We start from the raw sequence: 15119 nt of genomic DNA, 5'->3' as shown, positions 1-15119 counted from the left end.
GCGCCCGGTCAGCGGAGGCTGACCGGCCGCCTTACGCCACCAGCCCCCGGACGAAGAGGTCCAGCAGGGCGCAGACGAAGAGGGCGATGCCGATGAAGCTGTTGACCTGGAAGAAGGCGCGGTTCAGGCGGGAGGTGTCGTGCGGGCGGACGATGGCGTGCTCGTAGCAGAAGGCCACCGCGACGATCACCAGGCCGATCCAGAAGAAGGCGCCCGCGCCGATCGCGGCGCCGTACCAGACCAGCAGGGCGGTGGTGGCGGCGTGGCACACACGGGCACCCCACAGCGCGCCCGGCACGCCGAAGCGGGCCGGGACGGACATCACGCCGTTGCGGCGGTCGGCCTCGACGTCCTGGCAGGCGTAGATCAGGTCGAAGCCGCCGATCCAGATGCCGACCGCGAGACCGAGGATCACCGACTCCCAGGACCACGCGCCGGTGATCGCGAGCCAGGCGCCGACCGGGGCCATCGCCTGGGCGAGGCCGAGGATCGCGTGCGGGAAGTTGGTGAAGCGCTTGCCGTAGGGGTAGACCACCATCGGCACGACGGCGACCGGCGCCAGCGCGAGGCAGAGCGGGTTGAGCAGCGCGGCCGCGCCCAGGAAGACCACCACGGCGATCAGCGCGCCGGTCCAGGCGGACCGCACCGACACCGCGCCGGTGACCAGTTCGCGCCCGGCGGTGCGCGGGTTCCGGGCGTCGATCTCCCGGTCGATGATGCGGTTGACGGCCATCGCGAAGGTGCGCAGGCCCACCATGGCGACGGTGACGAGCAGCAGCCGGACCCAGTGGACGTGCCGGTCCAGCTGGTGCATCGCGGTGAACGCCGCGATATAGGCGAAGGGCAGCGCGAAGACCGAGTGCTCGATGACGACGAGCCGCAGGAAGGCCCGTGTCCGGCCCGGCTGCGGAACGGCGGCGGCGGAGGCGCTCACAGCCCGTACTCCTTCCAGCGGCGGTCGACCAGCGCCGCGGTATCCGGATCCGACGCGACCATCTCCGGCCAGCCGCCGTCGCGGGTGTAGCCCTCCTCGGGCCACTTCCGGGTCGCGTCGATACCCGCCTTGCCGCCCCAGAACTGCTGGTAGGAGGCGTGGTCGAGGTGGTCGACGGGCCCCTCGACGACGGTCAGGTCGCGGGCGTAGTCGGTGTTGCCCAGCGCCCGCCAGGACACCTCGTGGAGGTCGTGGACGTCGCAGTCGGCGTCGACCACCACGATGAGCTTGGTCAGCGACATCATGTGGGCGCCCCAGATGGCGTGCATCACCTTCTGGGCGTGCTTGGGGTACTTCTTGTCGATCGAGACGATCGCGCAGTTGTGGAAGCCGCCGGACTCGGGGAGGTGGTAGTCCACGATGTCCGGGACGATGATCTTCAGCAGCGGCCGGAAGAAGCGCTCCGTGGCGCGGCCCAGCGGCCCGTCCTCGGTCGGCGGGCGGCCCACCACGATGGACTGGAGCAGCGGCCGGCGGCGCATCGTCACGCAGTCGATGGTCAGCGCGGGGAACGGCTCCTGCGGTGTGTAGAAGCCGGTGTGGTCGCCGAACGGGCCCTCCGGCAGCATCTCGCCGGGCTCCAGCCACCCCTCCAGGACGACCTCGGCGTGCGCCGGGACCTGGAGCGGGACGGTCTTGCAGTCCACCATCTCGATCCGCTTGCCCTGGAGGAAGCCGGCGAAGAGGTACTCGTCGATGTCGCCGGGCAGCGGCGCGGTGGAGGCGTAGGTGACGGCCGGGGGGCAGCCGAAGGCGATGGCGACCGGCAGCTTCTCCCCGCGCCGGGCGGCGACCTGGTAGTGGTTGCGGCTGTCCTTGTGGATCTGCCAGTGCATCCCGATGGTGCGCTTGTCGTGGCGCTGGAGGCGGTACAGGCCCAGATTGCGGACGCCGCTCTCGGGGTCCTTGGTGTGGGTCAGGCCGAGGTTGAAGAAGGAGCCGCCGTCCTTGGGCCAGGTGAACAGCGCCGGCAGCCGCTCCAGGTCGACCTCGTCGCCGGTGAGCACGACCTCCTGGACGGGCGCCTCGCCCTTGATCTTCCGCGGCGGGACGTGCGCCATGTGGGCGAGCTTGCCGAACGCCTCGCGCACGCCGACGAAGCCGTGCGGGAGTTCGGGCCGCAGCAGCCCGCCGATCTTGTCGCCGATCTCCTCGTAGGTCTTCAGGCCGAGGGCCTTCAGCAGGCGGCGGTCGGTGCCGTAGACGTTCATGGCCAGCGGCATCGCCGAGCCCTTGACGTTCTCGAAGAGCAGCGCCGGGCCGCCGGCCTTCTGCACCCGGTCCACGATCTCGCCGACCTCCAGATACGGGTCGACCTCGGCCTTGATGCGTGTGAGGTCTCCCTCGCGCTCCAGGGCCCGCAGCAGGGAGCGAAGATCGTCGTAAGCCATACGCCCCAGTATCCGGTACGCACTACCCTGTACGGGTCACGGGGGCCCGCCGCGGGCCCGTTCGCGCATCCAGGGGGACCGTCCGCAATGCTCAGGTATCTGCCGTTCCTGTTGGTGCTGGCACTGTGGATCTACGCCTTCATCGACTGCCTCAACACGCCGGAGTCGCAGGTCCGCGGCCTGCCGAAGGTGGTGTGGGTGCTGATCATCCTGCTGTTCGGCGAGGTGCTGATCGGGCCGATCGCCTGGCTGGTGGCCGGCAAGGAGCGGTACCGCACCGCGGGCGGCGGCGGCAGCACGCCGTCCGAGTGGCACCGCAACCACAGCGCCAAGTGGGTCGCCCCGGACGACAATCCCGAATTCCTGCGCTCGCTGCGCGAGGAGAACAAGAAGGACGAGGCGCTGCTGAAGGACTGGGAGGCCGATCTGCGGCGCCGCGAGGAGGAGCTGCGGCGCAAGCAGGGCAAGGCCGACGGCGGCCCGGAGGAGGCCCCGCCCGCCGCCTCCTGACGGCCCGTCACAGCCCTGCGGGGCCCGGCGCCGCCCCGTAAACCGGTGGCCGCCGGCGTCCGGCCTCCGCCAGGATGGGCCGCCATGAGCACCGGCACCACCGCCCCGCCCGAGCCGGCCCGCCGCGTACGGGCGCTGCACACCGACGAGACGGTCACCGTCTACCAGGCGTACGCGCCCGCCCTGGGCCTGCCCGCCGCCCGCGACGGCCGCTTCCCGCCCGCCTGGAAGCGGGAGCGGATGACATGGATCAAGCCGTCGTTCCTGTGGATGATGTACCGCTGCGGCTGGGCCACCAAGCCCGACCAGGAGACCGTGCTGGCCGTCGAGATCACCCGGGCCGGTTTCGACGAGGCGCTGCGCCGGGCCTGCCTGTCGCACTACGTCCCCGGACTGCACCCGGACCGCGGCGCCTGGCAGCGCGCGCTGCGCCGCTCCCCCGCCCGCGTCCAGTGGGACCCCGAGCGCGATCTGCGCCTCCGCCCGCTCCCGTACCGCTCGCTCCAGCTGGGCCTGTCCGGCGAGCTGGTGGCGGCGTACGCGGATGAGTGGACGGTGGGGATCCGCGAGGTGACGGCGCTGGCCCGCGAGATCCACGCCCTGGTGCGGGCGGGCGAGGAGGACGCCGCCCGCGCGCTGCTGCCGGACGAGCGCCCGTATCCGGCGCCGGAGGAGGCGCTGGCGCGGCTGTGCTGAACGGCCTCCGGCCGGCCACCGGTGCCCGGCAGCCGGGCGAAACTGCGGGCGTACGCCGCGTGTCCCCGTCAAGCGCCGCGGCGGCGTATCCGAGCCGGCGCGCACGCCGGTACGCGCTGCGCGGAACGGCGTAGGCGGCGTAGCGCCGACCGGCCAACTCTGCACTGTTCACGGCCATTTGAGGCCCCGTTCAGCAACCTCCCCCTGCCCGGGACACTGCGCCGCCGCCACAGTCGCATCGGCCCACCGAGGGCCTCCGCGACTCAGGGAGAGTGGCTCATATGCCCGATATGACCCGACGCAGACTCCTCGGCTCGGCGGCCGGAGCGATGGGCGGCGCCGCCGCGCTGTCGCTGCTGCCGCCCAGCGTCCGGAAGGCCGTCGCCGCCGGTCCCCCGCGGCACGGCTCCCTGCGCGACATCGAGCACGTCGTCCTGCTGATGCAGGAGAACCGTTCCTTCGACCACTACTTCGGCACCCTGCGCGGCGTCCGCGGCTTCGCCGACCCGCACGCGCTGACCCTCTCCACCGGCCGCTCCGTCTTCCACCAGCCCGACCCGCAGAACCCGGACGGCTATCTGCTGCCGTTCCGCCTCAACACCCGCACCACCAGCGCCCAGGCCATCCCCTCCACCAGCCACGCCTGGTCGGTCCAGCACGAGGCGTGGAACGGCGGGAAGATGGACCGCTGGCTGCCCGCGCACCGCAAGGCCGACGGCGCCAACGGCCCGTACGTGATGGGCTACCACACCCGCGAGGACATCCCCTTCCAGTTCGCGCTGGCCGAGGCGTTCACCCTCTGCGACAACTACTTCTGCTCGGTCCTCGGGCCGACCTGGCCCAACCGGCTGTACTGGATGACCGGCACCCTCGACCCCGGCGGCACCCACGGCGGCCCGGTCCTGAACAACACCGCGCCCACGCCGTACCGCTGGACGACGTACGCGGAGCGGCTGGAGGCGGCCGGCGTCAGCTGGAAGGTCTACCAGGAGGAGGACGACTACGGCTGCAACCTCCTGGAGCAGTTCCAGACCTTCCGGGACGCCAAGCCCGGCAGCCCGCTCTACGAGAAGGGGGTGCGGCCGGGGCCGGCCGGCGCGTTCGAGGACGACGCCCGCCACGACCGGCTGCCGGCGGTCTCCTGGATCATCCCGACCAGCCACCAGTCGGAGCACCCGGACTACCTGCCGGCCGCCGGCGCCGACTTCGTGGCGAAGAAGATCGAGGCGATCGCGGCGAACCCGAAGGTGTGGGCGAAGACCGCGTTCATCCTCAACTACGACGAGAACGACGGGCTCTTCGACCACGTACCGCCGCCGGTGCCGCCGGCCGGGACGAAGGACGAGTTCGTCCGGGGGCTGCCGATCGGCGCGGGCTTCCGGGTGCCGTGCCTGATCGTCTCGCCGTGGACGGTGGGCGGCTGGGCGGCCGGGGACGCCTTCGACCACACCTCGGTGCTGCGGTTCCTGGAGCTGTTCACCGGGGTCGCCGAGCCCAATATCAGCGCCTGGCGGCGGGCCGCGTTCGGGGATCTGACCTCGGCGTTCGGCTTCCGGAGCCCGGCCGCCCGGCCGCCGCGGCTGCCGCGGGACACCGCCGCGCAGCTGGCCGAGGCCCAGTGGGAGGTGGCGCACCTGCCCAAGCCGGTGCTGCCGGGGGCGGACCAGAAGCCGCCGCGGCAGGAGCGCGGCGGGCGCCACCGGCGCTGAGCCGGCGCGGACCGCTATACGGCGGTGCCGTACGGGCCGGCCCGGCGGGCGGGGCGGGTCCGTACGGCACCGGGTGGAGCGGGAGGGATGGGGCGCGGGGCTCAGACGCCGGCGTAGGAGTGCAGGCCGGTGATGAAGATGTTCACGCCGAAGTAGTTGAAGAGGTAGCAGGCGAAGGCGATCAGGCCCAGCCAGGCGGCCTTGCGGCCCTTCCAGCCGACGGTGGCCCGGGCGTGCAGGTAGCAGGCGTAGGCGACCCAGGTGATGAAGGACCAGACCTCCTTGGGGTCCCAGCCCCAGTAGCGGCCCCAGGCGGCCTCGGCCCAGATGGCGCCCGCGATGATGGTGAACGTCCACAGCGGGAAGACCGTGGCGTTGACGCGGTAGGCGAACTTGTCGAGCGAGGCGGCCGAGGGCAGCCGGGTGAGGACCGAGGTGGCGAAGGCGCCGGGCTGCTTGCCGTCCGGGTCGGCGAGCTTGGCCTCGTAGCGGTCGCGGAAGAGGAAGAGCAGGGTGGCGACCGCGCCGAGGTAGAGCACCGCGCCGGAGAGGATCGCGCAGGAGACGTGGATCCACAGCCAGTACGAGTGCAGCGCGGGCACCAGCTGGTCGCTGGCGGTGTACAGGACGCTGACGGCCAGGCCCAGGTCGAGCAGGACGGTGGTGACCAGCGGCAGGCCGATCCAGCGGACGTTCTTCTTCAGGACCAGTAGGAGCAGGTACATCGTCACCGCGACCGCGCCGAAGGTCGTGGAGAACTCGTACATGTTGCCCCAGGGGGCGCGCTGCACGGACAGCGCGCGGGTGACCACGCCGCCGACGTGCAGCGCCCAGCCCAGGACGGTCAGCGAGATCGCGATCCGGCCGTAGAGGTCGCCCTTCTCGGTGCCGCCGTGCGCGCCGGGGCCGTCGGGGACGTCGCGGGCGCCGGCGGCGGCGCGGGTGACGACCTCGGGCCGCTCCAGGACGGCGGTGCCGCCCTTCTGCGCGGTCCGCACGACCGGGGCGGCGGGCGCGGCGGCCCCGTCGGTCAGGGCGGCGGCGGTCCGGCCGACCTTGCTGCGGCTGCCGAACACCCACTCGGCCATGTGGGCGAGGAAGGCGAGGGTGTAGACGGCCATGGCCGAATAGACCAGCACATTGGAGTTGTGAGCCAGTGTCTCGTTGGCTGCGGCAGCGAGGTTCACGCGCGCGCTCCTTCGGAGGGTTCAGCAGGATCGGCGGAGTCGGTCGGCTCCGGCGGGTCGTCGGCGGCCGCGTCCGGCGCGGGCGCGGCCGGCGGGGCGGTCCCGGTCAGCTCCCCGGCGAGGGCGGCCAGCTCCTCGGCCACCCGGGCCGACTCGCTGCGGCCCAGGCCGGCCATCTCGACGACCGCGGTGCCGGTGCCGTCGTCCTCGACGCGGACCCAGACCCGGCGCCGCTGGATGAACAGCGAACCGGCCAGGCCCAGCAGGGCGAGCACCGCGCCGGTCAGCGCGAGGCCGTTGCCGGGCTGGTGGGAGATCTTGAAGCTGGCCCAGGTCTTGATGCCGTCGAAGGTGATCGAGCCGTCGCCGTTGGGCAGCGTCATGGTGGACTCGGCGTCGAGCTGCTGCGGGGTCAGCTCGGCGCCGGCGTGGCCGAGCATCTGCGCGGCGCGGTCCCGGGGCAGCAGCATCTTCTTGAAGATGTCGCCGCCGGCGTCCTTGTACTGCGTCATCCGCTTGGTGTCGAGGCGGTAGACGTTCTGCGGCAGACCGGAGTCCATGCCGAGGTCGCCGTGCCAGGCGTTCACCGACAGGACGGGGAAGTCCGGGGCGGGGAACTGCGAGAACATCGACCCGGAGTTCTTGCCGCCGAAGGTGGGGACGAACAGCCCCTGGAAGCCGAGCTGGTTGCGCTTGCCGTCCTTGGTCTGCGCGCCGGGGACCTTCACCACGCCGGACGAGGTGAAGTTCTTGGGATCCTGCGGGAGGAACGGCACCGGGCCGTGGTAGACGACCTTGCCGCGGCCGTCCTTGACGGTGACCACCGGCGCGTAGCCGTGCGAGAGCAGGTAGACCTTGTTGCCGGCGATGTCGAGCGGGGTGTTCACCTCGATCGACTTCTTGTGCGGGGTGCCGTCGGCGCCGCTGAAGTAGGTGATGTTGGCGCGGAAGGTGCGGGGGGTGCCGCGCTGCGGGCCGGTCCGCTCGTAGGTGGCGTCGAAGGAGTCCATGGTGAAGCCGAACGGCGCCATGGTGCCGGTGTCGAAGAACGGGCCGGAGCTGAAGTCGTCGTACTGGGTGAGGCTGTTGGAGAAGCCGTCGCCCTCGGTGATCAGCTTGCCGCCCTCGGACTTCCACAGGCTGCCGACGGCGAACGCGACCAGCATCACGATCAGCGCGACGTGGAAGAGGAGGTTGCCGGCCTCGCGCAGATAGCCCTTCTCGGCGGCGACCGCGGTGCCGTCCCGGCGGACCCGGAAGCGCCGCTTCTTCAGCATCCGCTCGGCGGCGTCCAGCACCGTTCCGGACTCCGCGCCGGTGCGCCACGTGGTGTACGCGGGCAGCCGGGTCAGGCGGCGGGGGGCGGCCGGCGGGCGGCCGCGGAGCTGGCCGACGAACTGCCAGGCGCGCGGCACGATGCAGCCGATCAGCGAGATGAACAGCAGCAGGTAGATCGCCGAGAACCACACCGAGCTGTAGACGTGGAACATCCCCAGCTTGTCGTAGAGCTGGCCGAGGGTGGCGTGCTTGTCCCGGAACTCGTCGACCTTGACCGGGTCGATGGAGGTCTGCGGGATCAGCGAGCCGGGGATCGCCCCGATGGAGAGCAGGAAGAGCAGCAGCAGCGCGACCCGCATGGAGGTCAGCTGGCGCCAGAACCACCGCACCCAGCCGATCGGGCCGAGTGAGGGGAGGCTGACGTCCTCCGCGGGGGCGGTGGAGAGCCGGTCGCCGGCGGCGCCGAGCTCACCGCCCTGCTCGGCGGCGTCGCCCGGCTCTCCCGGGGTGTCGGTCTTGGTGGACATCAATCAGATCCCAACGGTGATGCTTTGCGTCCAGCTCTGGAGCTGGGACATCAGGCTGTCCCAGGCGCCGGTGACGAGGAGGACGCCGAGCGCGATCATCATGCCGCCGCCGGCCCTCATCACCCACACGTAGTGCCGCTTGACCCAGCCGAAGGCGCCGAGCATCCGGCGGAAGGCGAGGGCCACGGCGATGAACGGCAGGCCCAGGCCCAGGCAGTAGGCGACGGTGAGCAGCGCGCCGCGGCCGGCGCTGGCCTGCTGGTAGGCGAGGGTCTGGACGGCGGTGAGGGTGGGGCCCAGGCACGGCGTCCAGCCGACGCCGAAGAGCACACCGACCACCGGCGCGCCGGCCAGCCCCATCGCGGGCTTCTTGTGGAACCGCAGTTCGCGCTGGCCGAAGCGCTTGAGGACGCCGGCGAAGGCCAGCCCGAGCAGGATCATCAGCGCGCCCAGGACGCGCGAGATGACCTCCTTGTACTCCTGGAGGCTCTGGCCGAAGAAGCCGAAGAGGGCGCCGCCGGAGACGAAGACGGCGGTGAAGCCGAGGACGAAGAGGCCGGCGCCGGCCAGCATCCGGCCGCGCCGGGCGTCGGCGAGGTCGGTGCCGGTGACGCCGGTCACGTACGACATGTAGCCGGGGACGAGGGGGAGGACGCAGGGCGAGAAGAACGAGACCAGCCCGGCGAAGAGGGCGACCGGGACGGCGGCGGCCAGGGCGCCGGTGAGGATGGTCTGGTTCTGCGCGGCGGCGGCGAGCGCGATCACGCGATCACTTCTCGGCGATCAGCGGGTCGACCATCTTGCGCAGGTCGTCCTCGGTGAGCGGGCCGATCGAGCGGGCCGCGATCCGGCCGTGCCTGTCGATGGCGATGGTGGAGGGGATCGACTGCGGGTTGAGGCTGCCCTTGGGGAAGCGGAGCATCAGCTTGCCGGTGGGGTCGAACAGGCTCGGGTAGGGCACCTTGTGCTCCTCCTCGAACTGGGTGGCCTGCGACCGCTCGGAGTCCCGGGTGTTGATCCCGATGAACTGGACGCCCTTGTCCTTGTCCTCGGTGGCGACCTTGGCGAAGTTGGGGGCCTCGGCGATGCAGGGGCCGCACCAGGAGCCCCAGACGTTGACGATGACGACCTTGCCCTTGTAGTCGGCGACGTCGAGGTGCTTGCCGGTGGTGGTCTCGCCGGACAGGTCGGGGGCCGGCTGCCGCTCGCCGGGCTTGACGGTGTCGACGCCGTTCTTGCCCTGGACGAAGCGGGTCTGGGCCGAGCCGCCGGAGGCGCCGTCGCCGCAGGCGCCGAGCAGCAGCGAGGCGGCCGCCGCTCCCGCGGCGCACAGGGCGAGGCGGCGGCGGCTGGTGAGGCGGCGTGGCGCGCGGCTGTCACTCATGTGAAAAGTTTCGCATGGGCCTTTCGGGGATCTTCCGCGCCCCCCTCGCCCCGCCGGGGCGCGGACAAAGGGGCATGTCAGACCATGCGGAACGATACCTTCCGGCGCGTCCCGGGGGGCGCGGCCCCGGGACGCGGGGCCCGGCGTGCGGCCGCCGGGGGGCCGTCAGACCTCGGCGAGGTAGCGCTTCCAGCCGCCGGCCGGCCGCTCGCCGACGCCCATCCGCTGGAGCTTGGAGACGATCCGCGGGTTCTGGACGTCGAGCCAGTCGGTGAACTGGCGGAACGACACCAGCCGGACGTCCTTGTTCCGCTCGTTGGCGATGTGCTTGAGCGCTTCCTCGACGGCGTCCATGTAGATGCCGCCGTTCCACTCCTCGAAGTGGTTGCCGATGAAGAACGGCGCGCGGTTGGTCTCGTAGGCCCGGCGGAAGCCGGAGATGTACGCGTCGGCGGCCTGCCGGCGCCAGCCCGGGTAGTTGGCCGGCGGGGCCTTGGTGGAGTTCTTCGACTGGTTGGCCAGGATGTTGTAGTCCATCGAGAGGACCTCGAACGAGTGGCCGGGGAAAGGTATCTGCTGGAGCGGGAAGTCCCATATGCCCTGCTTTTTCCGGGGCCACATCTGGAGGCCGCCGGGCGAGCTGGCGTCGTAGCGCCAGCCGAGCTCGCGGGCGGTGGGGAGCAGGTTCTCCTGGCCGAGCAGGCAGGGGGTGCGGCCGCCGACCAGCTCCTTGCGGTAGTCGAAGGGCAGGGGGTCGGCGCCGGTGAGGCCGGTGTTCGTGCGCCACTTGGTGACGAAGTCCACGGCCTGGTCTATCTCGGAGCGCCACTGCCGGGGCGTCCAGTGGGCCACGCTGCCCCGCCCGGAGCAGAAGTGGCCGTTGAAGTGGGTGCCTATCTCATGGCCGTCGAACCACGCCTGGCGGACGTTGTCCAGCGTCTCCTTCAGGTGCGCGGCGTTGAGGTAGCCGATGTCGGAGGCGCCCGGCCGGTTGTTCGGCGGGAGGTAGAGGTGCTTCTTCTCCTCGGGGAGGAGGTAGAGCCCGGAGAGGAAGAAGGTCATCGCCGCGCCGTGGTCCTTGGCGAGCTTGCGGAAGCGGGGGAAGAGGCCGTTGCCGACCTCTCCCGCCCCGTCCCACGAGAAGACCACGAACTGCGGCGGGGTCTGCCCCGGCTCCAGCGGCTCGGGCGCGGCGGGCTGGTGCGGCTGCTTGCCGTAGTCCGCCGTCGAGCCGTCGCCTATGAGCTTGGGGCGGGCCGGCGCGGCGTTCTTCACCCGCTGCCCGCCGGCGCCGCCCGGCCCGGAATCAGCGCATCCGGCGACACCGAGGGCCGCGGCGGCCCCCACTCCCATCCCCAGCAGGCTCCGCCGACTGATCGCGCCCATCCGTCGTTCCCCATCCGTGCTCGACGACTCAATATCCATATAAACGGACATGGAGGGAGAGGGCACATCGGGTACGGAGGTTGCCGCTATTCGCTCAAATTTTTCATATCCGGCGAATTTGACATATCGCCACCTGACACCTTGTCAGGCGCCGAACGCCTTACTGGAGCCCTTCACCGGCTTGGCGCCGGCCAGCAGATGCGCCGGCACCAGATCGCGGGCCGGCTCGCTGTACCCCACCGAGACGATCTTGTCACCGTGGAAGGTGAACGACGTCAGCGAGGCCAGGGTGCACTGCCGCTTCCGCGGGTCGTGCCACAGCCGGCGCCGCTCGGCGAAGCTGCGCACGATCCAGATCGGCAGCTGGTGGCTGACCGCCACCGCCTCGTGGCCGCGCGCCGCGTCCCGGGCCGCGCCGAGCGCCGCCATCATCCGCACGACCTGTTCGAGGTACGGCTCGCCCCACGAGGGCTTGAAGGGGTTGGTGAGGTACTTCCAGTTCCCCGGCTTCTTCAGCGCGCCGTCGCCGACCCCGAAGGTCTTGCCCTCGAAGACGTTGGCCGCCTCGATCAGCCGCTCGTCGGTGGCCGTCGGCAGGCCGTGCGCCGCCGCGATCGGCGCCGCGGTCTCCTGCGCGCGCTCCAGCGGCGAGGCCACGACGTAGCGGATGTCCCGCTCGGCGAGGTGCTCGGCGACCCGGTCCGCCATCTTCCGGCCGAGGTCGGAGAGGTGGTAGCCGGGCCGGCGCCCGTACAGCACGCCGTCGGGGTTGTGGACCTCGCCGTGCCGCATCAGGTGCACGACGGTGGTCTCGCCGCCGCGCTCCGCGCCCGTGGCGCCGGACGAACCGGTCGCGCCCGTCATGCGGTGGCCTCCGCCGCGGCCCGGGCGGCGGCCGGCAGCGCCGCCGCGATCCGCTCGACCGCCGCGTCGTCGTGCGCGGTCGAGACGAACCACGACTCGAACGCGGACGGCGGGAGGTAGACCCCCTGCTCCAGCATCGAGTGGAAGAAGGCGGTGAAGCGGAACGACTCCTGCGTCCTGGCCGTCGCGTAGTCCGTCACCTCGGCGTCGGTGAAGAACACCGAGAACATGTTCCCGGCGGTCTGCAGGCGGTGCGCCACGCCCTCCTTGGTGAGCGCGTCGGCGACCAGCCCGCGCACCGCCGCGGAGACCGCGTCGACCTTCGCGTACGCGGCGTCGTCCAGCAGCCGCAGCTGCGCGACACCGGCGGCGGTGGCGACCGGGTTCCCGGAGAGGGTGCCCGCCTGGTAGACCGGGCCGGCCGGGGCGAGGTGCGCCATGACGTCGGCGCGGCCGCCGAAGGCCGCGGCCGGGAAGCCGCCGCCCATGACCTTCCCGAAGGTCATCAGGTCCGGGCGGACGCCGTCGATGCCGTACCAGCCGGCCCGGCTGACCCGGAAGCCGGTCATGACCTCGTCGGAGATGTAGAGCGCGCCGTTCTCCCGGCACAGGTCCGCGAGGCCCTGGTTGAAGCCCGGCAGCGGCGGGACCACGCCCATGTTGCCCGGCGACGCCTCGGTGATCACGCAGGCGATCTCGCCCTCGTGCGCGGCGAACGCGGCGCGCACCGCGGCCAGGTCGTTGTACGGCAGCACGATCGTGTCGCCGGCCTGCGCGCCCGTCACACCCGGGGTGTCCGGCAGCCCGAACGTCGCCACGCCCGAACCGGCCGCGGCCAGCAGCGCGTCCACGTGCCCGTGGTAGCAGCCGGCGAATTTCACGACCTTGGCCCGGCCGGTGAAGCCGCGGGCCAGCCGGATCGCCGACATCGTCGCCTCGGTGCCGGACGACACCAGGCGCACCTGCTCGACCGGCTCGATCCGGGCCACGATCTCCTCGGCCAGCTCCACCTCGCCGGCGCCCGGCGTCCCGAAGGACGTGCCGCGGGCGACCGCCTCCTGGACGGCGGCGGTGACGTCGGGGTGCGCGTGGCCGAGGATCATCGGACCCCACGAGCACACGAGATCGACATATTCCCGGCCATCGGCATCGGTGAGGTACGGACCGGTACCGGACACCATGAACCGGGGCGTACCGCCCACGGCCCGGAACGCCCGCACCGGAGAATTCACGCCGCCCGGCGTCACTACTGACGCGCGGTCGAACAGCGACTGCGAAACAGGGGCTTCATACGGAAAAGACACTGTGATCCTGACCTGCATATACGGGTGGGAGGGCGGCGGCGTACGGGTCCGGCCCGGCTGACTGCGGTACGGGAATCACCGGCCCGGACCACCGGGTCCGCCGCGCGATTCCCTCTCGATTCCCTCTTGGTTTCTTTTTCGTTCCTCTCCCTCGCGGCCGGGCCTCAGCGCCCGCGCGTCTGCGAAACTGGGGCGACGTACGAGTAAGTCACGCAAGCAATGGTCTCAGAGGCGCACGGGGTGGTGCGGCCGGGCGTTTCACGCGCCGGTGACGGGGGAGGTCTCTGAGACGATGATCGGGTTGCGCGGCTGGGGCTGCGAGTGGTCGGGTGGAGATATGCATCGCGGTGGCGAACTGGGCGAGGGAACCGATGACCGGGGTCCCGAGCGCGCCCAGCGCGGCCGCCACCGGCGGGAGGGCTCCGAGAACTTCAGGGATGACCGGCGCGACAAGGGCACCGAGAGCATTACCACGGGCGGGGACACCAGGGGCGGCCGCATGGGGGTGACGTACAAGTACTTCGGCGCGCCCAACGGCGCCACCGCCGCCCGGGTCCCGATCTCCATGCGCCCCGAGGAGCTCGGCGGTGACGAGCTGGGCATGGGCGGCATGTTCACCAAGATCAAGCCGGAGACGATGGCCGCGATGGTCCTCACCGGTATAGAGGGCATACCGCTGCACAAGGTCCCCCCGCTGGAGCTGGTCGTCCTCCACCCCGACTACGCCGTCGTCAAGCTGCCCATGACCGTCGTCGACCCGCTGCGCGGCGTCGGCGAGGAGTCGGTCGGCGCGGCCGCCTTCATCTGGTCCACCGTCCCCGACCGCGGCGGCCCCCGCGACGCCTTCAGCGTCTACCGCCTCCTCCACGAGTGGCAGGACTTCTCCCACCGCCTCCACGAGGCGGGGCACCAGGCTTATTGCCTGGTGTGGCCGTAGGGGCGGTGCCGGTTTCGGCGTAGGGGCGGGGCCGGACGGTGACCGGAGTGGGAGCCGGGGCGGCTTTCCGGCTTTCGGTGTCCGGGTCGGTTTTCCGGCTCCTGGGGGCCGGGCCGGCTTTCCGTCCGGCGGGCCCGTTCGCTCACCAGGTGGTCCGGTCACCGGCGGTTCTCACCAGGTGGGGCGGGCCGAGACTCCCCCGTCGACGACGAGATCGTGGCCGGTGATCCAGGAGGCCATCGGCGAGGCGAGGAAGACGCAGGCGTCGCCGACGTCCTCGGGGCGGCCCAACCGGCCCAGCGGCGCGGCCCGTTGCCAGCGGCGGACACCCTCCGGCCAGTCGCCGTCCAGTCCGGGGCGCGCGATCAGCCCCGGGGAGACGCTGTTGACGCGGATCCCGTACGCCCCGTACTCCAGCGCCGCGGCGCGGGCGTGCATCACCACCGCCGCCTTGGCCGCGCAGTAGTGCGCGTGGCCCGGGGCGGGGCGGTCCGCCTCGATCGACGCGATATGGGTCACCCACCCGCCGCCGCCCGCCCGCAGCACCTCCGCCGCGGCCTGGGTGCAGGCGAAGACGCTGTGCACGGTGGGGTCGGCGACGGCCCGCCAGTCGGCCAGCGACATCCCGGGCAGGTCCTGGACGGGCTGCACACCGGCGTTGTTGACCAGGCCGGTCAGCCGGCCCCGCCACCCGGCCGCCTCCGCCACCAGCCGGTGGCACTCGTCCTCCACGGCCAGATCGGCCCCGACCGCGACCGCGCTCCCGCCGCCGCGCTCGATCTCCCCCACGAGCGCCCGCGCGGCCGCACCCCCGGTCCGGTGGTGCACCACCACCTCCGCCCCCGCCGCCGCGAACCGCAGCGCGATCCCCCGCCCCACACCGCCCGACGCCCCGGTGACCAGCACCACTTGACCGCGGAGGTCGGGGAGGGAGGGGTGGGGGGCGGGGGGG

Annotated in this window: 14 protein-coding genes; 4 read left to right on the top strand and 10 right to left on the bottom strand. The window is 72.0% G+C overall.

The window, feature by feature from the left end; all coding sequences use genetic code 11:
* Positions 1-31: 31 nt before the first annotated feature.
* Both mqnP and ADL22_RS29910 read right to left on the bottom strand, forming a co-directional pair.
* Positions 32-934, bottom strand: a complete 903-nt coding sequence (gene mqnP, locus ADL22_RS29915) for a menaquinone biosynthesis prenyltransferase MqnP (protein ID WP_066986854.1) — start codon at positions 932-934, stop codon at positions 32-34.
* Positions 931-2385 carry a menaquinone biosynthesis decarboxylase gene (locus ADL22_RS29910; RefSeq protein WP_066986850.1) on the bottom strand — a complete coding sequence of 485 codons (1455 nt, stop codon included), beginning with the start codon at positions 2383-2385 and terminating at the stop codon, positions 931-933. Before ADL22_RS29910 ends, mqnP begins: the two co-directional genes overlap by 4 nt.
* An 87-nt stretch (positions 2386-2472) precedes the next feature.
* Between ADL22_RS29910 and ADL22_RS29905 the strand changes: the two genes are divergently transcribed.
* The 3 genes from ADL22_RS29905 (at position 2473) to ADL22_RS29895 (ending at position 5300) form a co-directional block, all read left to right on the top strand.
* Entirely contained in the window at positions 2473-2895 is a 423-nt protein-coding gene (locus ADL22_RS29905; protein WP_066986847.1) for a PLD nuclease N-terminal domain-containing protein, read from the top strand.
* Positions 2896-2979: 84 nt separating this feature from the next.
* Positions 2980-3591, top strand: a complete 612-nt coding sequence (locus ADL22_RS29900; RefSeq protein ID WP_066986845.1) for a DUF4291 domain-containing protein — start codon at positions 2980-2982, stop codon at positions 3589-3591.
* Positions 3592-3872: 281 nt separating this feature from the next.
* Positions 3873-5300: an alkaline phosphatase family protein gene (locus ADL22_RS29895; RefSeq protein ID WP_066986842.1), complete on the top strand. Its 1428-nt coding sequence runs from the start codon at positions 3873-3875 to the stop codon at positions 5298-5300.
* A 101-nt stretch (positions 5301-5401) separates the two neighbouring features.
* Here ADL22_RS29895 and ccsB read toward each other — a convergent pair whose 3' ends face one another.
* The 7 genes from ccsB to hemL all read right to left on the bottom strand — a co-directional run bounded on the left by ccsB (position 5402) and on the right by hemL (position 13248).
* Positions 5402-6487: a c-type cytochrome biogenesis protein CcsB gene (ccsB, locus tag ADL22_RS29890; RefSeq protein ID WP_066986839.1), complete on the bottom strand. Its 1086-nt coding sequence runs from the start codon at positions 6485-6487 to the stop codon at positions 5402-5404.
* Positions 6484-8292, bottom strand: coding sequence for a cytochrome c biogenesis protein ResB (gene resB / locus ADL22_RS29885; RefSeq protein ID WP_066986835.1), 1809 nt, complete (start codon positions 8290-8292; stop codon positions 6484-6486). The genes ccsB and resB overlap by 4 nt, the downstream gene beginning before the upstream one ends.
* A gap of 3 nt (positions 8293-8295) precedes the next feature.
* Positions 8296-9057 (bottom strand): cytochrome c biogenesis CcdA family protein, encoded by a 762-nt coding sequence (locus ADL22_RS29880; protein ID WP_066986832.1) that lies wholly within the window; start codon positions 9055-9057, stop codon positions 8296-8298.
* 4 nt (positions 9058-9061) lie between these two features.
* Complete coding sequence (locus ADL22_RS29875) at positions 9062-9676, bottom strand: TlpA family protein disulfide reductase (RefSeq protein WP_066986829.1); 615 nt, start codon at positions 9674-9676, stop codon at positions 9062-9064.
* A gap of 165 nt (positions 9677-9841) precedes the next feature.
* Positions 9842-11062, bottom strand: a complete 1221-nt coding sequence (locus tag ADL22_RS29870) for a hypothetical protein (RefSeq protein ID WP_066986825.1) — start codon at positions 11060-11062, stop codon at positions 9842-9844.
* 144 nt (positions 11063-11206) lie between these two features.
* The gene (locus tag ADL22_RS29865; RefSeq protein WP_066986822.1) at positions 11207-11926 is read right to left on the bottom strand and encodes a histidine phosphatase family protein; all 720 of its coding nucleotides are present in this window, start codon (positions 11924-11926) and stop codon (positions 11207-11209) included.
* Positions 11923-13248 (bottom strand): glutamate-1-semialdehyde 2,1-aminomutase, encoded by a 1326-nt coding sequence (gene hemL / locus ADL22_RS29860; RefSeq protein WP_079064532.1) that lies wholly within the window; start codon positions 13246-13248, stop codon positions 11923-11925. Before hemL ends, ADL22_RS29865 begins: the two co-directional genes overlap by 4 nt.
* Positions 13249-13567: 319 nt before the next feature.
* Between hemL and ADL22_RS29855 the strand changes: the two genes are divergently transcribed.
* Positions 13568-14167, top strand: a complete 600-nt coding sequence (locus ADL22_RS29855; protein WP_079064531.1) for a hypothetical protein — start codon at positions 13568-13570, stop codon at positions 14165-14167.
* 171 nt (positions 14168-14338) lie between these two features.
* Here the strand turns inward: ADL22_RS29855 and ADL22_RS29850 are convergent.
* Positions 14339-15119: SDR family NAD(P)-dependent oxidoreductase (locus tag ADL22_RS29850; protein ID WP_420711611.1), on the bottom strand; the 781-nt coding region annotated here is incomplete at its 5' end.

The organism is Streptomyces sp. NRRL F-4489, assembly GCF_001509485.1.
In the GTDB taxonomy this organism is placed as follows: Bacteria; Actinomycetota; Actinomycetes; order Streptomycetales; family Streptomycetaceae; genus Streptomyces.
The sequence above is the reverse complement of the archived record's forward strand: the minus strand, read 5'-3'. Positions and strand labels throughout refer to the sequence as shown.